The sequence below is a fragment of the Rhodococcus wratislaviensis genome, assembly GCF_041228765.1.
GTDB lineage: Bacteria > Actinomycetota > Actinomycetes > Mycobacteriales > Mycobacteriaceae > Rhodococcus_F > Rhodococcus_F wratislaviensis.
On sequence record NZ_CP150488.1, the window covers coordinates 670412 to 689449 of the forward strand.

General features: G+C 68.1%; 19 protein-coding genes. 10 read left to right on the forward strand and 9 right to left on the reverse strand.

What is annotated here, in order from left to right:
* Positions 1-20 precede the first annotated feature (20 nt).
* Positions 21-1130: a C45 family autoproteolytic acyltransferase/hydolase gene (locus WKC72_RS03005; protein ID WP_370181706.1), complete on the forward strand. Its 1110-nt coding sequence runs from the start codon at positions 21-23 to the stop codon at positions 1128-1130.
* Positions 1131-1197: 67 nt separating this feature from the next.
* On the opposite strand, the gene WKC72_RS03010 is transcribed toward WKC72_RS03005, so the two are convergent.
* The 4 genes from WKC72_RS03010 to WKC72_RS03025 form a co-directional block, all read right to left on the reverse strand.
* Entirely contained in the window at positions 1198-1848 is a 651-nt protein-coding gene (locus WKC72_RS03010) for a GntR family transcriptional regulator (RefSeq protein WP_037236050.1), read from the reverse strand.
* 116 nt (positions 1849-1964) lie between these two features.
* Positions 1965-2957: a transketolase family protein gene (locus tag WKC72_RS03015; protein WP_370181707.1), complete on the reverse strand. Its 993-nt coding sequence runs from the start codon at positions 2955-2957 to the stop codon at positions 1965-1967.
* A gap of 1 nt (position 2958) precedes the next feature.
* Positions 2959-3846 carry a transketolase gene (locus WKC72_RS03020; protein ID WP_370181709.1) on the reverse strand — a complete coding sequence of 296 codons (888 nt, stop codon included), beginning with the start codon at positions 3844-3846 and terminating at the stop codon, positions 2959-2961.
* The gene (locus WKC72_RS03025) at positions 3843-5234 is read right to left on the reverse strand and encodes an MFS transporter (RefSeq protein WP_128640414.1); all 1392 of its coding nucleotides are present in this window, start codon (positions 5232-5234) and stop codon (positions 3843-3845) included. The genes WKC72_RS03020 and WKC72_RS03025 overlap by 4 nt, the downstream gene beginning before the upstream one ends.
* Positions 5235-5471: 237 nt before the next feature.
* Here WKC72_RS03025 and WKC72_RS03030 point away from each other — a divergent pair, with 237 nt between their 5' ends.
* The 4 genes from WKC72_RS03030 (at position 5472) to WKC72_RS03045 (ending at position 8421) form a co-directional block, all read left to right on the forward strand.
* On the forward strand, positions 5472-6245 hold the full coding sequence (locus WKC72_RS03030; protein ID WP_037236041.1) for an SDR family NAD(P)-dependent oxidoreductase: 774 nt from the start codon (positions 5472-5474) through the stop codon (positions 6243-6245).
* A 67-nt stretch (positions 6246-6312) separates the two neighbouring features.
* Positions 6313-6597, forward strand: a complete 285-nt coding sequence (locus tag WKC72_RS03035; protein ID WP_037236040.1) for a WhiB family transcriptional regulator — start codon at positions 6313-6315, stop codon at positions 6595-6597.
* 103 nt (positions 6598-6700) lie between these two features.
* Positions 6701-7123, forward strand: coding sequence for a YciI family protein (locus WKC72_RS03040; protein WP_037236036.1), 423 nt, complete (start codon positions 6701-6703; stop codon positions 7121-7123).
* Positions 7096-8421, forward strand: coding sequence for an RNA polymerase sigma factor (locus tag WKC72_RS03045; protein ID WP_268792105.1), 1326 nt, complete (start codon positions 7096-7098; stop codon positions 8419-8421). Before WKC72_RS03040 ends, WKC72_RS03045 begins: the two co-directional genes overlap by 28 nt.
* A 21-nt stretch (positions 8422-8442) precedes the next feature.
* Here the strand turns inward: WKC72_RS03045 and WKC72_RS03050 are convergent, their stop codons facing one another.
* Positions 8443-9636, reverse strand: a complete 1194-nt coding sequence (locus tag WKC72_RS03050) for a serine hydrolase domain-containing protein (protein ID WP_370181710.1) — start codon at positions 9634-9636, stop codon at positions 8443-8445.
* A 71-nt stretch (positions 9637-9707) separates the two neighbouring features.
* Positions 9708-10517: a DUF1932 domain-containing protein gene (locus tag WKC72_RS03055; RefSeq protein WP_370181712.1), complete on the reverse strand. Its 810-nt coding sequence runs from the start codon at positions 10515-10517 to the stop codon at positions 9708-9710.
* Positions 10518-10624: 107 nt separating this feature from the next.
* Between WKC72_RS03055 and WKC72_RS03060 the strand changes: the two genes are divergently transcribed.
* Positions 10625-11293, forward strand: coding sequence for a GntR family transcriptional regulator (locus WKC72_RS03060; protein WP_037236030.1), 669 nt, complete (start codon positions 10625-10627; stop codon positions 11291-11293).
* A gap of 14 nt (positions 11294-11307) precedes the next feature.
* On the opposite strand, the gene WKC72_RS03065 is transcribed toward WKC72_RS03060, so the two are convergent.
* From WKC72_RS03065 to WKC72_RS03075, 3 genes are read right to left on the reverse strand one after another with little or no spacing between them, the layout of a single operon-like run.
* Positions 11308-12651, reverse strand: coding sequence for an MFS transporter (locus WKC72_RS03065; RefSeq protein WP_370181713.1), 1344 nt, complete (start codon positions 12649-12651; stop codon positions 11308-11310).
* A gap of 35 nt (positions 12652-12686) precedes the next feature.
* Positions 12687-14054, reverse strand: a complete 1368-nt coding sequence (locus WKC72_RS03070) for an MFS transporter (protein ID WP_370181714.1) — start codon at positions 14052-14054, stop codon at positions 12687-12689.
* Positions 14055-14093: 39 nt separating this feature from the next.
* Positions 14094-15146, reverse strand: a complete 1053-nt coding sequence (locus WKC72_RS03075; protein WP_370181715.1) for an amidohydrolase family protein — start codon at positions 15144-15146, stop codon at positions 14094-14096.
* Positions 15147-15505: 359 nt separating this feature from the next.
* Here WKC72_RS03075 and WKC72_RS03080 point away from each other — a divergent pair, with 359 nt between their 5' ends.
* From WKC72_RS03080 to WKC72_RS03095, 4 genes are read left to right on the forward strand one after another with little or no spacing between them, the layout of a single operon-like run.
* Positions 15506-16243, forward strand: coding sequence for a PIG-L deacetylase family protein (locus tag WKC72_RS03080; protein WP_037236021.1), 738 nt, complete (start codon positions 15506-15508; stop codon positions 16241-16243).
* A complete protein-coding gene (locus tag WKC72_RS03085) occupies positions 16240-16956 on the forward strand; it encodes a 4-carboxy-4-hydroxy-2-oxoadipate aldolase/oxaloacetate decarboxylase (RefSeq protein ID WP_037236018.1) in 717 nt (238 codons plus the stop codon). The genes WKC72_RS03080 and WKC72_RS03085 overlap by 4 nt, the downstream gene beginning before the upstream one ends.
* Positions 16956-18047 (forward strand): 4-oxalomesaconate tautomerase, encoded by a 1092-nt coding sequence (locus WKC72_RS03090; protein WP_370181716.1) that lies wholly within the window; start codon positions 16956-16958, stop codon positions 18045-18047. Before WKC72_RS03085 ends, WKC72_RS03090 begins: the two co-directional genes overlap by 1 nt.
* Positions 18044-19009 (forward strand): VOC family protein, encoded by a 966-nt coding sequence (locus WKC72_RS03095; protein ID WP_370181717.1) that lies wholly within the window; start codon positions 18044-18046, stop codon positions 19007-19009. The genes WKC72_RS03090 and WKC72_RS03095 overlap by 4 nt, the downstream gene beginning before the upstream one ends.
* The last annotated feature ends 29 nt before the right edge of the window (positions 19010-19038 follow it).

Sequence of the window (19038 nt, forward strand, 5' to 3'; positions counted from 1 at the left end):
GCACCACAACGAGGACGACGATGACCGAGACCAGCACTGTCCACTCCCACGTCTGCGTGGACGACACCCGGCCGCACGAACGCGGCATCGCCCGCGGCACGCAATTGCGCAGCGACCTACCCGCGTCCGTGGAACTGTATCTGCGCCTGTTCGACACGGTCGGCGTGAGCGAGACCCGCACCCGCGACAGCGCGCACCGCCTCGCGGATGTGCTGGCGGCGTGGGGCCCCCGGTACCTCGAAGAGATCGAGGGCATCGCTGCCGGCGCCGGCCTCGAGCCCTGGCACGTGATGGCGCTGAACGGCCGGACGGAGATCCTGTCCCAGGCGACCGCGGCCCGTCCCGGCGAGTGCTCCACCATCGCCTACGCACCCGCGGATCGTCCGTCGGCGCCGTTCGGCATCCAAACCTGGGACTGGCACGAAGAACTGGACCCGTACTGGCACACCCATCAGGTGCGCGGAACCCGCCACAGTTACGTGGGGCTGACCGAGCACGGCATCCTCGGCAAGATCGGGATGAACAGCGCGGGCCTCGGCGTCTTCTTCAACATCCTCGGCCACCGCGACGACGCACCGGCCGGGGTGCCCGTGCACGTCCTGTCCGCGGCGGTCCTCGGCGAAGCCGGGACCGTCGACGAAGCCCTCGAACTGCTGTGCTCGGCACCGATCGCGACCTCGGGCGCACTGACGCTGATCGACCCCGACACCGTCGCGTGTGCCGAGGTCAGCCCCGTCGGCGTCGCGACGCTCCGCCCGAGCGACGGATTCCTGACGCACACCAACCACTTCCTCGACCCGGCCAACGCCGCCCGCGAGAAGACCGGTCTGTACGAGCCGGACTCGCAGGACCGCTACGGTCTGATCGCCTCCCGGCAGCAGCGGTACGCCGAGCCGGCCGTCGCCGATCACCTCGTCGAGTACCTGTATTCCGATCCGGGGCAGCCCCAGCTGTGCTGCGTCCCCGCCCCGGACGCGGTCTTCGGTCAGCGCTGGGCCACCCTCGCGACAGTGCTGCTCGAACCCGAGCACCGCCGTGCCCGCATCCTCGCCGGCACACCGATCGACGCCCGACGGAGGTCGTGGACCACACTCGACGCCGCCGAGGCCGCGTGCGTCGTGGGCGGGTGACACGGCTGCCTGTCCCGGTACGTGAGCGGCAAAGCGTGTGCCCGCACTCTTTACCACTCACCTGGGGTCAGGACACCAGATTCGCTGAGGCCCAGTCCATGTGCGTCTGAATCGCTGTGGCCGCTTCGTCGGCGTCACCGGTTTCGATGGCGTCGACGATGGCGCTGTGGCGGCCGACGTCCATGTTCCCGACGGCGCGGTCGAGGCCGGCGAACATGATCGACATCCGGATGGATCCTTCGAGGGAGATCCACGAGTGCAGGAGTGTGTCGTTGCCGGTGAGCGAGCACATGGTGCGGTGAAAGTTCAGGTCGGCCTCGATCCGGGCTTCGAGGACGGCGGTGTCCATGACGTCGAGGGCGGCGCGCAGTTCCGCGATGACGGTGGCGCGGTCGGCCAGACCCGCGAGTTCCCGGACGGCCAGCGCTTCGAGTGCGGCGCGGACGGCGAAGATGTCGCGGATCTCCTTGGAATCGAGGTGCCGGACATACAGCCGGCCCCGCGCGCCGGCGGAGATCAATCCCTCCTGCTGGAGTTGCCGCATCGCCTCGCGGAGCGTGCCGCGGCTGATCTGCAGCATCTCGGACAGTTCGGTCTCCACGAGCGGGCTGCTCGGCGCGAGTTCCCCGCTGGTGATCGCGACCCGCAGGGCGGCGACGGCTTGCTGGCGGAGGCTGGTCTTCTCCAGCCCGAGCAGTGCGGCGGGTTGTCCGGCCATGGATGCCTCCGTGGGGTCAGCGATCAACTGTCGACAGCGGTCTGTTGACAGCAACCTGTTGACAGCCATCGTACGGCCCGCACCGCCCGGCCTGCGGCGAGGGCCGTACGCGCTGGTCATGCCAGTTCGCCCAGGACCTTGGCGACGATCCGGTCCGTGCTCAGGCCGTACCGCTCGTGCAGGGTGGGCAGGGCACCGGCGTCGAGGAACTGGTCCGGGAGGGCGATCGGCACAACCCGCTTGCCGAGGCCGGCCGTGACGACGGCGGCGGCCACCGTCTCGAAGAGCCCGCCGATCACGGTGTGGTTCTCCAGGGTCACCACCAGTCGGTCGGTGTTCACCTCGGCGAGGACGGTCTCGGCGTCGAACGGTTTGATCGTGGGCGTATGCACGACCGCCACGTCGACGTTGTGCTCCGCCAGCCGGTCGGCGGCCTGCAGCGCGCGCATCGTCATCAGGCCACTGGCGACGAACACGACGTCGTTGCCGCCGCGGAGCACCTTGGCCTTGCCCAGTTCGAACGTGTAGTCGTACTCGTCGAGCACGGTCGCGACCTTCCCCCGCAACAGCCGCAGGTAGGTGGGTCCGTCGGACGCGGCGAGCTGCGGGACGGCCTGTTCGATGTCGATCGAGTCGCACGGATCGACGATGGTGAGGTTGGGGATGCCCCGGAAGATGGCCATGTCCTCGGTGGCCTGGTGGCTGGGTCCGTAGCCGGTGGTGAGGCCGGGGAGCCCGCCGATGATGTTGACGTTGAGGTTCGGTTCGGCGATGTCGAGGCACAGGAAGTCGTAGGCGCGGCGCGCGGCGAATACCGAGTACGTGGACGCGAACGGCACGAGGCCGGTCTCGGCCATCCCCGCGGCGGCTCCGAGCAGGAGCTGCTCGGCCATCCCCATCTGGAAGAACCGCTCGGGGAACTCCTGCGCGAAGATGTGCATGTCGGTGTACTTGGCGAGGTCGGCGGACAGGCCGACGATCTTGTCGTTCTCCCGGGCGGCCTTCACGAGGGCGTGCCCGAACGGTGCGGACGTGGTCTTCTGCCCGTCGTCGACGAACGAGGCGATCATGGCCGACGTCTTGAGCTTCGGCTTGCTGGCGGTGGTCATGTCAGGCGTCCTTGGGGTCGAAGCCGGCGGTGAGCTGGTCGCGGCAGATCTGCCATTCGTGTTCGTCGATGCGCATGAAGTGCGCCTTCTCCCGGGTCTCGAGCAGGGGCACGCCCTTGCCGACCTTCGTGTCGCAGAGAATGATCGACGGTTTGCCGCCGGATTCGGCGGCGGCGTTGTCGAACGCGCGCACCAGCGCGGTGACGTCGTTGCCGTCGACGCGTTCGACGTGCCACCCGCAGGCGGCCCACTTGTCGTGCACGGGTTCGGTGCTCAGCACCGTCGAGGTCGCACCGTCGGCCTGGAGTGCGTTGATGTCGACCATCGCCGTCAGATTGCCGAGCCGGTGGTGGTGTGCGCCCATGGCCGCCTCCCACGTCGAACCCTCGTCGAGTTCGCCGTCGGAGAGAAAGTTGAAGACGCGGGCGGTGGAATGCTGGTGACGCAGCCCGAGGGCCATGCCGACCGCGATGGTGAGACCGTGTCCGAGGGAGCCGCCCGAAATCTCCATGCCGGGGGTGTACGTGGACATCGCCGACATCGGGAGGCGGGAGTCGTCGGAGCCGTAGGTTTCCAGTTCGCTGCGGGGAATGATGCCGGCCTCGGCGAGCGCGGCGTAATGGCCGATGGCGTAGTGGCCGGTGGAGAGCAGGAACCGGTCCCGGCCCTCCCACGCGGGATCGTCGGCGCGGAAGCGGAGTTGGTCGGCGTAGACGGTGGCGAAGATGTCGGCGGCTCCGAGCGCCTGCCCGACGTATCCCTGGCCCTGTTCCTCACCCATGTCGAGGACGTTGTGCCGCATGCGGTAGGCGAACTGTTCGACGGTTGCGATGCGCGACGCGTCACTGATCGTGTCGTCGGCCGCGGTGGTGGCGGTTGTGATGGTCACAGGAGTTCCTTTTCCTTGCGGATCGTGGGCGTGGTGCCGGTGGACGTCGGCGCGTCGGCGCTTTTGGAATCGGCGCGCGCCGCGGCCTCGGCGGCGAGGCGCCGTTCGGTGGGTCCCCAGGTCTCTCGGGTGATCAACGCCGCCCACAGCCCGATCAGGGCGTACGTGCTGAACAGCAGCGCCGGACCCCACCAGCCGAAGGAGACGAACAGCAGCGTGGTGACGAAGGGCGTGAAGCCGGAGACCATCGCCGAGATCTGGTAGGCGAGGGAGGCTCCCGAGGCACGGCGCGAGGCGTCGAACAGTTCGGGGAACCACGCACCCTGCGCTCCCGCCATCGAGTTCTGGCAGACCGCGTAGGCGATCACGATGGTGGCGATGACGAGGATGAACAGACCGGTGTTGACCAGAAGGAACATCGGGATTCCGAACAGTGCCGCGAAGGCGCAGGACGCGATGTAGAGGGGGCGTCGTCCGATACGGTCGGTGAGGCGGGCCCAGGCAACGGTGGCGAAGACGCCGATTGCGGACGCGATGCACAGGGCGACAAGGGTTTCGGACTTCCCGGCGAGACCCTGGTTGTGCAGGTAGGAGATCATGTAGGTGATCGACACCGCGTAACCCGCGGTCTCGGCGACTCGAAGACCGATGCCGCGCAGAATGTTTCGCCAGTCGTACTTGATGGATTCGAGTACCGGGGACTTGACGATGTCGCCCTCGTTCTTGACGTCCTCGAAGACCGGGGACTCGGGCACCTTCGACCTGATGACCAGGCCGACCATCACCAGGACGATGCTGGCGAGGAACGGTACCCGCCAGGCCCAGTCGCCGCCGAGGTGCACGCTGAACAGGAACACCAGATTCGCCAGCAGCAGCCCGACGGGGAAGCCGGCCTGCACGATGCCGGTGAATTTGCCCTTGGACTTCCAGGGGGCGTGCTCGTAGCTCATCAAGATCGCACCGCCCCACTCGGCGCCGAACGCGAGGCCCTGGACGATGCGGACGAGGACCAGCAGCACCGGCGCGATGAGTCCCACCTGCGAATAGGTGGGCAGCAGGCCGATCGCGAAGGTCGCCAGACCCATCGCGATCAGCGATGCCACCAGCACGGGCTTGCGTCCCAGCTTGTCCCCGAGATGTCCGCCGAGCACCCCACCGAGCGGGCGCGCAGCGAAGCCGACACCCAGCGTCGCGAACGCGGCGAGTGTTCCGGTGACCGGGTCGGCGCCCGGGAAGAAGGCGGTACCGAAGTACAGCGCGGCGGCCGTGCCGAAGCCGATGAAGTCGTACGTCTCGATGACGGCACCCACCGAGGAGCCGATTGCTACGCGCTTGGCGTCCTTCGTGCCATGGACAGGACCTCGCATCCTGAGTGTTTCGGTACTCATGGGGACTCCTCTTCGAGCTGCCGGTTTCTACGATTGCCGCCGATTTGTTGACTGTCAACAGTGCGGTTTCAACAGTGTGATCCGAGCCACGTCGATATGTCAACCGTTACCCGCCGACGGTTGACTGTTAACAGTCGATCGGCCTACTGTGGTGGCAGTCACCTACCGCGTCGTCGACCTTCCTGCTCTCCACCGCATCGGACGGGACGCGCGATTCCAGCAACACGAGGAGCGATCATGTCGTCCATCCAGCGCACCGCCGTCATCACCGGCGCCACCTCCGAGCGAGGGATCGGCCTCGCCACCGCCCGCCGCTACGCCGAAGAGGGCTGGGCGATCGTCGTTCTCGACCTCGACGGGGAGAAGTCCGCGAAGGTCGCCGCCGAGATCGGCAACGAGTTCGGTGTCCCGGCCTTCGGTCACGACATCGACGTCGCCGACGAAACCTCGGTCCAGCGGGCCCACGACGCCGTCGCCGCCGAAGTCGCAGGCGGGAACCTCCCCACCGTGGGTGCGCTCGCGAACATCGCCGGCATCACGTCGCCGGTGCCGTTCCCCGAGACCACGCTGGAACTGTGGAACAAGGTGATGGCGGTCAACGCCACCGGCACCTACCTCGTCACCCGCGCATTCCTGCCGGCCATGATCGACAACGGCTGGGGGCGTGTGGTGAACATGTCGTCCGTCTCCGCCCAGCGTGGTGGCGGGGTATTCGGCAAGGTGCCGTACTCGTCCGCGAAGGCCGCGGTCCTCGGTTTCACCAAGTCCCTCGCGCGTGAACTCGGCGACAGCGGAGTCACCGTCAACGCCGTCACCCCCGGTGCGGTCGACACCAGCATCCGCGTGGGCAGCACCGACGAACAGGAAGCCGCACTCTGCCGCGACATCCCCCTCGGCCGGGTCGCGACCACCACCGAGGTCGCCGCCGTCATCACCTTCCTGTCCTCGCAGGACGCCGCATACCTCACCGGCACCACCGTCGACATCAACGGCGGCAGCCACCTGCACTGAGACAGGTGCAGCCACGGCGTGGACGGTCTCGACCGTCCACCGCCCGAATCCACCCCCGGGACACGCAATGACCGACCACACAGCACTTCACGACCAACCCACAACCGCAGCCGAACGCTGGGGGTGGCGGTACCGCGCCCACTGCCGCACCACCGACCCCTCCGCCTTCTTCGCTCCGGACGGCGAGCGACGCGGCGCCCGGATCAGGCGGGAACGACGCGCCAAACAGATCTGCGACGGCTGCATCGTCGCCGACCAATGCCGCGCACACGCAACCGAACACCGCGAGACCCACGGAATATGGGGTGGCACCACGGAAACCGACCGGCGCCGAGCCGGCCGTGCGCGATAGGTTCGAAAGAATTTCGGCAGGTGTGTCGATCCATGTCCCTCCCCGTTCGACCTGAGGATGAGAAGGTCCAAGAGGGACCCCGACATCCAAGGAGACGGACACCATGAAGTACATGCTGATCATGCGCGCCACCGACGAGACCTTCGCGGCGTTCCAGGACGTTGATTTCACCGAGATCATGGAGGCGATGGGCAAGTTCAACGACGAGATGATCCGCGCCGGCGTGCTGCTCGCCGCCGAGGGTCTCGATCCCGACCCCGAGTCGGGTGTGGTGGTCGACTACTCCTCGGAGACGCCTGTGGTGACCGACGGCCCCTATGGCGAGACGAAGGAGTTGTTCGGCGGCTTCTGGATGCTCAACGTGGCGTCCAAGGAGGAGGCCGTCGAGTGGGCCAAGCGTGCCCCGATGGCCGGTCCCGGTTCCAAGGCGGAGATCCGCCGGGTCGCGACGATCGACGAGTTCCCGCAGGACAACGTGTGGATCCAGAAGGAGCGGGCGTGGCGCGAAGCGACCGGCCAGCTCTGAGCGGATCGACGGGTGACGGTCACACCGGGCGTGAGGCCGTCGCCGCCGTCTGGCGGATCGAGTCGGCGCGGATCGTCGGTGCGCTCGCGCGGTACACCGGCGATTTCGCGCTGGCCGAGGACCTCGCCCAGGAGGCGCTGGCCGAGGCACTCGTGAGCTGGCCGCGCGACGGCATTCCCCACAACCCTGCGGGATGGTTGCTCACCGTCGGCCGCCGCCGGGCGATCGACGCGTTCCGCCGGCGCTCCGCCCTCGACGAGAGGTACGCCGTCCTCGCTCACGACCTGGGCGAGGGCGGTGCCGTCTCGGGGAGCGCGCCCGCCGATCCGGCCAAGGGCACCGGGGACGTGCTGTGGGATCCGGACCAGATCGACGACGACATGCTGGCGTTGATGTTCATCTCCTGCCACCCCGTGCTGTCGCGGGAGGCGAGGGTCGCTCTCACCCTGCGGGTGGTCGGCGGTCTGACGAGCGACGAGATCGCGAAGGTGTTCCTCGTCCCGACCGCGACCGTGCAGGCCCGAATCACCCGGGCGAAGAAGACCCTCGGGGCGGCCCGGGTGCCGTTCGAGGTGCCGCCCGCCGCAGAGCGGACCGGGCGACTCGGCTCGGTGCTCAGCGTGATCTACCTGATCTTCACCGAAGGGTCGTCGGCCAGCTCCGGCGACGACCTGATTCGCCTCGACCTCGCGAGCGAGGCGCAGCGCCTCGCTCGGGTGCTGACCCGGCTGGTGCCCGACGAGCCCGAGGTGCACGGTCTGCTGGCGCTGCTCGAACTGACCGCGGCGCGGTTCCCGGCCCGTACCGGGGCGGACGGCGAGCCGGTGCTGCTCGAGCACCAGGACCGCCGCCGCTGGGACCGCACCGCGATCCGCCGGGGACGCGCCGCCCTCGCCCGCGCGGAACAGGTCGGCCGGGGGCTGGGCGCCTACGGTCTGCAGGCGGCGATCGCCGAATGCCATGCCGTCGCGCCGTCTGTCGACGCGACGAACTGGGAGCGGATCGTCCTCATCTACGAGGCACTCGGCCGGCTCGCGCCGTCACCGGTGGTCGACCTCAACCGGGCGGTGGCGGTCTCCATGGCCCAGGGACCGGCGGCGGCGCTGCCGATCGTGGACGAGCTGGTGGCCGCCCAGGCACTGTCGAACTCGCACCTGCTGCCGAGCGTTCGCGGCGAACTGCTCATCCGCCTGGGCCGCACCGACGAGGCGCGCACCGAACTCGAGGCGGCCGTGCGGTTGTGCGGCAACGAGCGCGAGCGGACGGTGCTGGGGCGCAAGCTCGCCGACCTCCGCTGATCGAGCAGCGACCCGGTTGCCCTAGACGGGTGAGGCGAGCGTGGCGTGACGGTACGCCGCCGTCTCGAAGTCCAGGTAGCCGCCGAACGACACGGCGTCGGCGAACGGCAGGACCTGGGTGGCCCAGTACCCGGCGATTCCGTTGCGGCGATCGATCCAGTAGTACGAGTTGGCGAGCCCGGCCCACCCGAGCGACCCCCGGGGCCGGCCGGTGGGGGCGTCCTCTTCGTTCACCATGAACGTGTATGCCCACGACTTACGTTGTCCGGGAAAGAATTCGGCGTCGTTGGTGAGGGCGGGAATTACGGCAGGCAGCATCCCGACCTCTTGTCCCTCGAGCCCGTTGCACACGGCCGCCTGCACCGTGTCGGCCCGCAGCACGCGGCCACCTGGGGCGTCTCCGTCGTTCAGCCACATCCGCAGGAACTTCAGGTAGTCGCCCACCGTGGAGTAGAGGCCGTGCCCGCCCATGTGAATCTCCGGGTCCTGCGGCAGCACCAGATCCAACGGGGTCAGTCGGCCGTCCTCCTCCCGCTGGTGGATGGTCGCGCGCCGGGCCGCCATCGAACCGGTCAGGGTGAAGGAGGTGTCGTGCATGCCCAGCGGCGCGAACACCCGCTCGGCCATCACGTCGCCGAGCCGCTTGCCGCGGATCGCCTCGACCACCTGACCGGCCCAGTCGATGTTCGTCCCGTACTGCCACTTTTCGCCCGGATCGAAGAGCAACGGTGTGGTCAGCGATGCCCGGGTCGCCGTGATCACGCCGGGCTGGTCGTGCTCCACACCCAACCGGTTGTAGGTCTCGTCGAAGAAGTCGTACCCGAACCCGGCGGTGTGCAACAACAGCATCCGCGTGGTGATGTCCCGCTTCGGTGCCCTCAGCACCGGATCGCCGTGCGCGTCGAATCCCTCGATGACCTGAATGTCGCCGAGCTCCGGAACGTATTCCCGGGCGGGCGCATCGAGGTCGAGCAGACCCTCTTCGACGCACTGCAGCACGGTGGTCCCGGTGATCGCCTTGGTGGTGGAGAAGATCGCGAACACGGTGTCGGCGGTCATCGGCTCGCGGTCGGCCAGGGACCGCACGCCGGCGGCACCCTCGAACACCGTGCGGTCCCGATCGGTCACCATCGCCACCACTCCGGGCACCCTCGGCGCATCTTCCGTGGTCACGCTGTCGAGAACCTTGCCGAGCGCGGCGTTGAGATCGGACATCCCACTCTCCTGTCGTGTCTGTGGTCACTGACGGAACGTGACGCTATGACCGGGTGGAGGGTGGCGACGTCTCAGTTCGGCACAGCACGTCTCGGTTCGGCACATGCCGACGGCGCCGGGATCTTGGTCAGCAGTTCGTGGGTGGCCTGGGCGATGTCGGGGTCGATACCGAGGGCACGGAGCATGGCTGCTGCGGCGTCCATTTCGTCGGCGCGGCGCCTGGCGTGGCGACGCGTTCCGTCGAGGACGCGGGCAATCGTGCCGGCGTCGGCCCGGGTCAGTTCGTCGGCGATATCGGCGGTGAGCCAATCGTCGAGGCCGAGGGCGCGACCCGCGGTGAGGGCTTCGACGATGGCCGCGGACATTCCCTTGTAGAAGATGCTGCGCAGCAGTTTTCGTTCCGCGGCCGCACCCGCCGGTGCGTCGAGGATGTCGACTGATGCCCCGTAGCGGGTGAGGATTTCGGCGGCCCGGTGTGCGTCGCGGCCGCTCGCCGTCAGGGGGCTTCGGAGTCCGCGGCCGGGGACCGGAGCCATGATCGCCACGTCGACGAAACCGTGTCCGTGTCGCGCGGCGTGGGCGCCGAGGGTGCGTTTGAGATCCGGCGCCGCGGTGTTCATGTCCACCCAGACGGCATCGGCACTCATTGCCGGGCTTCCCCGTTCGAGTGCGGCCTTCGCGGCGCGCGCGTTGTTCACGCTGAGGACGAGGTCGGCGGTGTCGACGGCCTCGGCCTCGGACCGGCACGCGATGGCTCCGACCGGTGCCGCGACTGCGGGGTCGAAGGCGCGGACGGTGGCGTCGGCGGCGATCAGGTCGTGCGCGAATGCGCCGCCGGCCTCGCCGAGTCCGAGGACGGCGATCGTCGTCTGCTGGGTCATCGGTTCCTCTTTCCTGGATGGATCTGGTGCCATGTGCGATCCAGGGGACCCTGGGTCGGTACAATATCGGTAACAATTTTGGTGATGATCTGAGCGGAGATAGCCCGATGCCGGTGAAGGAAGCTCGCGAGCACAGCACGGATCAGGCCGCGGTCACCGACCTGATCCGCAAAGCCATCCTCGACGGGGATTTCGCGCCCAACCAGCGCATGGTCGAGGCAGACCTGTGTGCGCAGTACGACGCCAGTCGCAGCGCGGTCCGGGCGGCCCTGCACGAACTCACCGCCCAGGGCCTCGTCGAACGGATCCAGAACCGCGGCGCGCGCGTGCGGTCGGTGTCGCTGGACGAGGCGGTCGAGATCACCGAGGTCCGGATGGTCGTCGAAGGACTGTGTGCGGCGAAGGCGGCCCAGAAGGTCACCGACGCCGAGATCGAGGAACTCACCGCCTTGCGCGAGGAATTGACGACGTCGGTCGCGGCCGGAGACGTGTTCGGGTATTCGCGGGCGAACCAGTTGTTGCACAAGCGCGTTCGAGAGATCAGTGCGCAGCGGTCGGCGGACGAGATCCTCGAACGGCTGCGTGGTCAGCTGGTGCGACACCAGTTCAAGCTGTCGATGCACCCCGGCCGGATGTCGGTGTCGCTGCCCGAGCACGTCGCGATCATCGACGCGGTGTGCGCGCGCGACCCGGAGCGGGCGGAGGCGGCCATGCGACAACACCTGGCGAGCGTGACCGCCGCGCTCGCGGACGTCGCCGAAGCCCGGCAGGGATGACCGCACGCGGGCACTCACGGAGAGACCCGTTCGAGCACTGAACTCGTCGTCGCGCGCGACCCTACGCGGTCTGTCACGAAAACCACCAGCAGCGCTGCCACGGCGAGCAGGGCGGCAACCGCGAAGGCCCCGAACCCCCACCGTGGAGTCCCGGAAGCGATGAGAACGCCGCCGAGCCAGGGGCCGAAGACAGCGCCGAACCGGCCGATCCCCGACGTGAGTCCGACGGCGGTGGCCCGGAAGTCGGCCTCGCTGTGTGCGGCGGTGCCGGCGTAGACCATGGTCTGGGCGCTGAACAACCACACACCGGTCGCGAAGACCACCACGTAGGTCGCGGCAAGCGGCATCTGCACCGACAACGCGGTGATACCGATGGCGGTCAACGCGAACCACACCAGCGCGGTCGGAATCGGTCCGACGCGGTCGGCCACCTGCCCGGCGATCAGCATGCCCACGATGCCACCGAGATTGATCACCAGCAGGAAGCTCAGCGCCGAGCCGAGTTCGTACCCGGTCGATCTCATCATGACCGGCAACCAGGTGGCCACCCCGTACACCAGCAGCAGCCCGGCGAACGACGCCGTCCACAACGCCGGGGTGGTGATCGCACGGGATCCGGTGAACAGCCGGCGGATGCGGTGCGCAGTCGTCGACGCCGTCCCGCGCCCGCCGGTCGGGATCGTCACGAAGTCGGCGACCGCGACACCGCGACTACGAGCGAGCGCTTCGGCATCGGCGACGCGGCCGCGAGCGAGCAGGTACCCCATCGATTCGGGGAGGAACTTCAGCATGAGCGGCACGGCAATCAGCGGTAGGCCACCGAGCAGGAACAGGAAGCGCCATCCGCGGCTGTCCAGGAAAAGCATGCTCAATCCCGGGGCGAGGATGCCGCCGGCCTGATGGGCGGTCATCAGCGACGCGACCATCAGGTTCGCCCTCCCGCGCGGGGCGTACTCCATGACCATCGAGATGGCGGTGGGGATGAGCCCGCCGAGGCCGAGCCCGGCCACACCCCGCGCCGCCGCGAAGACCTCCAGCGAGGGGGCGACTGCGCAGGCCAACGACGCGATCGAGAACAACGCGACACCCGCGACGATCGCGGTGCGCCGCCCGAGCCGGTCGGCGAGCGGCCCCGCAGCAAGCGCGCCGATCAGCATGCCGAGGGTCGCGACGCTGCCCACGGTGCCGGCGGCTCCGGGACCCATGCCGAGGGTCGGGTCGGCGAGCATGCGCGGCAACACCGCACCGTAGACGAAGGTGTCGAGCCCGTCGCACAGGATGGCGAACCAACACAGGGCCAGCACCGAGAGAGCGAGGCGGGTCCGGGCGCGATCGGACCCGGTGTGGTCGATGGTCATGGGCACTCCAGATGGTCGTGGGGCGTCAGCCCTCGTCATGCCGTGGTGGGTGCTGTCGGTGCCTCCACGGGCGGATCGATGAGCCGGGCCTGCCGGGTCTTGGGTCCGAAGACGGCCAGAGCGAGCGCTCCGACGAGCCAGCTCCCGGCGATGAAGTAGAAGACGCTGTGATACCCGGTGCCGGTGTACAGCGCGGCGATGATGAGTGGACCGACGGCGTTCGACAGGCGTCCGAGTCCGTAGGAGACGCCGGTGCCCAAGGACCGGGTTCGGGTGTCGAACAGCTCCGGGGAGTAGGCGTAGGCCACCGCCGTGTAGCCGCGCTCGAAGAAGTTCACGAGGAAGCCGAACACCACGATCATGATCGGGTTGAACGTCAGCCCGTAGAAGAGGCCGCAGATCGCGATCACCACACCGAATGCGACGAGGCACCACTTGCGTTCGACACGGTCGGTGACCTGTGCGGCGAGGAAGCAACCCAGCGGCGCACCGACGGTGGTCAGCGCGACGTAGAAGATCGACTTCTCCACACTGAGGCCCTCCTGCGCCAACAGGGTGGGCGCCCAGCTGGAGTACCCGAAGAAGCCGATCGTCTGGGTCACCCACATGACCGAGAGCAGGACCGTGGGAACGAGGTACCTCTTCTGCAGGAGCAGTCGCAGCGGAGCCTTGGTCTGCCGCGTGGTGACCGCGACCGGGTCGGCAGGCTCGGGCAGGGGGCCGGTCTCCGCGGCGACACGGGATTCGATCTGGCTCAGTACGGCGTCCGCCTTCTCGTACTGTCCCTTGCTTTCGTGCCACCGAGGCGATTCCGTCAGGTGCCGGGCGAAGAGGAGGAAGAGGATGCCGAGGCTGCCCCACAGGTAGACCAGCCGCCACGACCAATCGGTGAGCGGAACGACCGCGGCGGCAACGAGGTTGGTGACCGGCGTGCCGCAGATACCGATGACGATGGCGTAGGCCTGGTACTTGCCGCGAACGGCGGCGGGGAAGATTTCGTTGACGTAGATGACCGCCACCACGGTCATGGCCGACAGCCCCGCCGAGGTGAGGACCCGGAGGACGCCGAGGGACAGGATGTCCCAGGAGAACACCGACACGAACGAGAAGACGGCGAACCACAGTGTGGTGATGGTCAACGCGTTCTTACGGCCCCAGCGGTCGGCGATCCAGCCACCGATGAGGGAGCCGAAGAACATGCCGACGAAGGACAGGGAGGTCACGTAGGCGACCTGGTTGACGGTTACTCCCCACAGCTTGATCAGCTTGGGGACGGTGGTGGCGAACGTGTTGATGTCCGCGAACTCGAAGAAGTACGCGAAGGAGACGGCCAGCAGGGTGATCTTGTGGAACCGCGAAATCGGCAGGCGGTCCAGCCGATTCGCCGCGTTGGAGTGCTGCACGGGAAGCCCTTCTCGAAAACGGTTGCGGTGGAGGGAGTCTCAGTAGTCCTCGCCCGGCCAGTACAGGCGCATCGGGTTGGCCACGAGGAGCTTGTGCTGCAGTTCCGGGGTGGTGGCCACGTGGGGAATGTGGTCGACCAGGAGCCCGTCGTCGGGCATGTGGTCGGTGAGGTTGGGGTGGGGCCAGTCGCTGCCCCAGAGCACCGAGTCGGGGAACTCCTCGACCACTCGCCGGCTGAAGGGCACGACATCGGTGTAGGCGTTCTGTTCGCCGTTCAGCGCCGGCGGACCGGTGACGGTGAGCCGTTCCGGGCAGCTGACCTTCACCCACGCCTCGTTGCGCTCGACGAAGCGGAGGAACCGGCCGAACTCCGGCCCGTCCACGGGCCGAGTGACGTCCGGACGTCCCATGTGGTCCACCACCAGCGGCGTCGGCAGTGTGTCGAAGAAGCCCTCCAAGCCCTCGAGGTCGGGGCCTTCGAAGTAGATGACGATGTGCCACCCGAGCGGGGCGATCTTCCGCGCGATGGTAGTCAGATCATCCTTCGGGGTGCCCTCGACCAGTCGCGGAAGAAAGTTGAACCGCACCCCTCGCACTCCCGCCTCGTCGAGCCGGCGCAACTCGGTGTCGGTGATGTCGGTGCGGACCGTGGCGATGCCGCGCGCCCGGCCGCCCGCCGCCTGAACGGCGTCGACCATCGCACTGTTGTCCGCTCCGTGACAGGTCGCCTGAACGATGACGTTGCGACTCATCCCCAGGTGATCACGCAACGCGAAGAGTTGATCCCTGCTCGCGTCGCACGGGGTGTACTTGCGTTCCGGCGCGAACGGGAATTGGGCGCCGGGACCGAAGACGTGACAGTGGGCGTCCACCGCTCCCGTCGGTACCGCGAAGCGCGGTGCCGACGGGTTCTGGTACCAATCCAGCCAGCCCGGCGTCTTGGTGAAGGGACCGGTCACCGGGGCACCCACCTCGGTGGCAGACGTGGGTGTACCGGTGCCTGCCGCGCTGTTCCCGCTGCATGCCACGGTGGTCCCCGCCAGTAGTGCGGACGTACTTCCCAGGAACGCGCGTCGACTCAGATCCGACATAGCTTCTTTCTCCTTGACATCCTGCACAATGCGTCAGCAGTGCGGCCGTTCTGTCCATGTTGACCGGAAATCCCTGCGGCCCAGCGAGTACCGGCGGAACTGCATCGCCGGCGCCCGAATCGGCGCGGCGTCGCCGCGCCGAACGAAACAGCTGGCACGGCTCTCCTCACAGCGATGATTCAATCGCGTGACTCAGGTCACTCGGCACACAACCTATACGATCCGCCACGATCTCCACAACCTTCTCGTCGTAAAAAATGAATACGCGATTGTTGACAATTTGGTCGGCAATATGCGCTACTTGCTACCGGGCGAGGTGTCCCCGCCCACATCTCGGACAGCGAGGAAAGGAATCACTCATGGCAAATCAGGTAGACCCGGCCCTGCTGGTCGTCAGCGCCCATGCCGGCGATTTCGTCTGGCGTGCCGGCGGAGCCATTGCCGCCGCCACTGCTCGCGGCGAACGCGCGAAAGTCGTGTGCCTGAGCTACGGCGAGCGCGGTGAATCCGCTCGGGCATGGCGGGACGGCAAGTCGCTCGAGGAAATCAAGGACATCCGGCGGGGAGAAGCGGAAGCGGCCGCGTCGGCACTGGGCGCGGAGATCGAGTTCTTCGACGCCGGCGACTACCCGCTGCTGCCCTCGCCGGAGTTGGTCGACCGGCTGGTGCACGTCTACCGCGACGTCAATCCGACTGTGGTGCTGACTCATCCGCTGATCGACCCGTACAACGCCGACCATCCCGCGGCCGCCCGAATGGCGCTCGACGCCCGCATCCTGGCCCAGGCGATCGGCTATCCCGCCGAGGGTGAGCCCCTGGGGGCCCCGCCGGTGTTCTTCTTCGAGCCGCACCAGCCCGAGCAATGCGACTTCAAGCCGAACGTGCTGATCGACATCACCGACGTCTTCCCGCAGAAGCGTAAGGCGATGGAATCACTTGTGGCGCAGGAACACATGTGGACCTACTACACCGACCTCGCACGGCGGCGCGGTGTGCAGGTCAAGCGAAACGCCGGACCGAACCTCGGCTTCAGCACCGACACGATGGGTGAGGCGTACGTACGGTACTACCCGCAGGTGGCGGAGGTTCTGTCGTGAAAGACCCCGTCATCCTCACCGACCCGATCAAGACACCCCTCGACACGGTCGACGCCCTCGCCGAGTTCGGTACCGCGACGGTGCACGAGGCGCAGGGGCGCACCGGCCTCGCCGGCCCGCAGTTCCGGCCCATCCAGTCCGGCGCCCGGATCGCCGGCACCGCCGTGACCGTCCTGTCCTGGCCCGGCGACAACCTGATGATCCACGCCGCCATCGAGCAGTGCGGCGCCGGCGACATCCTCGTGGTCACCACCAACTCCCCGTCGACGGACGGCATGTTCGGCGAACTGTTCGCCACCGCCCTGCAGTCGCGCGGTGTCCGCGGACTCGTCATCGACGCCGGCGTCCGCGACGTCGCCGAACTGAACGACATGGGCTTCCCCGTGTGGTCCACCGCGGTGTCCGCGCAGGGCACGGTCAAGGCCACCGCCGGCGCGGTGAACATTCCCGTGACCCTGGGCCGGGTGTCCGTCGACGCCGGTGACGTCGTGGTGGCCGACGACGACGGCGTGGTGATCGTGCCCCGCGCCGCCGCGGCCGACACCGCCGCCGCCTCCCGCGCCCGGCTGGAGAAGGAAGAGGCCGCGCGACAGTCCTTCCGCGCCGGCGAGCTGGGACTGGACCGGTACGGGTTGCGTCCGGTACTCGACTCCCTCGGCGTGCGGTACCTGTCGCAGAAGCAATACCGGCTGGAACAGCAGGAGGCGCTGTAATGGGCGGCATCGCCTGCACGTGGATGCGGGGCGGTACGTCCAAGGGGGCGTTCTTCCTCGCCGCGGATCTCCCCTCCGACCTCCGCGAGCGGGACGATCTCCTGCTGCGCGTCATGGGCTCCCCCGATCCCCGTCAGATCGACGGGATCGGGGGCGCCCACCCACTCACCAGCAAGGTCGCGGTGATCAGCCCGTCGGATGATCCGCGCGCGGACGTCGACTACCTCTTCCTGCAGGTTGCGGTGGATCAGGCCCGCGTGTCGTCGGCGCAGAACTGCGGCAACATCCTCGCCGGCGTCGGCCCGTTCGCCGTGGAACACGGTCTGGTGCCGGCCGATTCCGAGCACACGAGTGTCCGGATCCGGATGGTCAACTCGGACGGCTTCGCCACGGCAACGTTCCCGACACCGGGCGGGCAGGTCGAATACGCCGGCAGCTGCGAGATCGCCGGAGTGCCCGGCGCCGCCGCCCCGGTCAGCATCGCGTTCTCCGGCACCGCGGGCTCTACGTGCGGGGCGCTGCTCCCGACCGGCCGCGTCGTCGACACCGTCGACGGAGTGGACGTCACCTGCATCGACAACGGCATGCCGACGGTCGTCATCGCTGCCGCCGATCTCGGTGTGAGCGGTCACGAGAGCCCCGACGAGCTCGAGGCCGACACCGACCTGACCGAGCGGATCGCCCACATCCGTTCGCAGGCAGGCAAATTGATGGGCATCGGCGATGTGTCCACCACGACCGTACCCAAGATGACACTGGTCGCCGCCCCACTCGGCGACGGCACCCTCGACACCCGCACGCTCATCCCCGTGCGGTGCCACACCGCCATCGGCGTGCTCGGAGCGCTCACCGTCGGCACCGCGGTCCGGATTCCCGGATCGGTCGCCGATCGGCTCAGCCGTCACCGCGACGACGGCGTCGTCCGAATCGAACACCCCACCGGGTACTTCGACGTCGACATCGACCTGACCTACACCGGTGACACCGGCGTCGACATCCGCCGCGCCGCCGTTATCCGCACCGCCCGCACCCTGTTCGACGGCACCGTCTACCCCCGGCCCGCCGGCCCCCACACCGAGGACAACTCATGAGCACCGACGACGCCCGCTTCGACATCGCCCACCTCGGCTACGTCGAACTGTTCACCCCGACCCTCGACGAGAGCAAGTGGTTCTTCACCGAACTGCTCGGCCTGCGCGAAGTCGCCGCCGACGGCGACAGCGTGTACCTGCGTTCGTGGGACGACTACCAGCACCACTCCCTCAAGCTCACCGCCCACGACACGTCGGGCATCGGGCGGCTGGGCTACCGGACGTCGAGTGCCGCGGCTCTGGAACGCCGTGTCGCGGCGATCGAAGCCGCCGGACGCGGCCTCGGGTGGCGCGACGGTGATCCCGGTATCGGCAAGACCTACACGTTCGCCGACCCCGACGGTCACCCGATGGACCTGTACTGGGAGGTCGAGAAGACCGCCCCTCCGGCGGAGTTCGCGCCGGCGCTGAAGAACCAGGCCGAACGCTACCCGGGCGCGCCCGCCACGGTTCGCCGCCTCGATCACGTGAACTTCCTCGCCGCGGACGTCGAGACCAACGGAATCTTCGTCCGGGACGTGCTCGGCGGCCGTCCCACCGAACAGATCCGGCTGAACACGGGCAAAATCGCCGGACAGTGGCTGACCTTCACGAACAAAAGTTACGACGTGGTCTACACCGAGGACTGGACGGGCAGCAACGGGCGTCTGCACCACATCGCCTTCGCCACCGACACCCGCGAGGACATCCTCCGCGCCGCAGACGTCTTCCTCGAAAACGGCGTCCACATCGAGACCGGGCCCCACAAGCACGCCATCCAGCAGACGTTCTTCCTCTACGTCTACGAGCCGGGCGGCAACCGTATCGAGTTCTGCAACCCCGGAGCGCGGCTGATCCTCGATCCCGACTGGGACGTCATCGAATGGACCGAGGCCGAACGGTCGAAGGGTCAGGCGTGGGGCATGAAGACCATCGAGACGTTCCACACCCACGGCACCCCACCCGTTCCGGGCACACACTGAGACACGGGACGCACCGTCGAAAGGGACCG

Excerpts from the sequence above, each read along its gene's own strand:
- WKC72_RS03040 (WP_037236036.1), top strand. The coding sequence starts at position 6,701 with ATGAAGTACATGCTGATCATGCGCGCCACCGACGAGACCTTCGCGGCG.
- WKC72_RS03075 (WP_370181715.1), bottom strand. The coding sequence starts at position 15,146 with ATGTCGGATCTGAGTCGACGCGCGTTCCTGGGAAGTACGTCCGCACTA.
- WKC72_RS03025 (WP_128640414.1), bottom strand. The coding sequence starts at position 5,234 with ATGAGTACCGAAACACTCAGGATGCGAGGTCCTGTCCATGGCACGAAG.
- WKC72_RS03015 (WP_370181707.1), bottom strand. The coding sequence starts at position 2,957 with ATGACCACCGCCAGCAAGCCGAAGCTCAAGACGTCGGCCATGATCGCC.
- WKC72_RS03090 (WP_370181716.1), top strand. The coding sequence starts at position 16,956 with ATGGGCGGCATCGCCTGCACGTGGATGCGGGGCGGTACGTCCAAGGGG.
- WKC72_RS03080 (WP_037236021.1), top strand. The coding sequence starts at position 15,506 with ATGGCAAATCAGGTAGACCCGGCCCTGCTGGTCGTCAGCGCCCATGCC.
- WKC72_RS03030 (WP_037236041.1), top strand. The coding sequence starts at position 5,472 with ATGTCGTCCATCCAGCGCACCGCCGTCATCACCGGCGCCACCTCCGAG.
- WKC72_RS03005 (WP_370181706.1), top strand. The coding sequence starts at position 21 with ATGACCGAGACCAGCACTGTCCACTCCCACGTCTGCGTGGACGACACC.
- WKC72_RS03010 (WP_037236050.1), bottom strand. The coding sequence starts at position 1,848 with ATGGCCGGACAACCCGCCGCACTGCTCGGGCTGGAGAAGACCAGCCTC.
- WKC72_RS03035 (WP_037236040.1), top strand. The coding sequence starts at position 6,313 with ATGACCGACCACACAGCACTTCACGACCAACCCACAACCGCAGCCGAA.
- WKC72_RS03055 (WP_370181712.1), bottom strand. The coding sequence starts at position 10,517 with ATGACCCAGCAGACGACGATCGCCGTCCTCGGACTCGGCGAGGCCGGC.
- WKC72_RS03095 (WP_370181717.1), top strand. The coding sequence starts at position 18,044 with ATGAGCACCGACGACGCCCGCTTCGACATCGCCCACCTCGGCTACGTC.
- WKC72_RS03065 (WP_370181713.1), bottom strand. The coding sequence starts at position 12,651 with ATGACCATCGACCACACCGGGTCCGATCGCGCCCGGACCCGCCTCGCT.
- WKC72_RS03060 (WP_037236030.1), top strand. The coding sequence starts at position 10,625 with ATGCCGGTGAAGGAAGCTCGCGAGCACAGCACGGATCAGGCCGCGGTC.
- WKC72_RS03050 (WP_370181710.1), bottom strand. The coding sequence starts at position 9,636 with ATGTCCGATCTCAACGCCGCGCTCGGCAAGGTTCTCGACAGCGTGACC.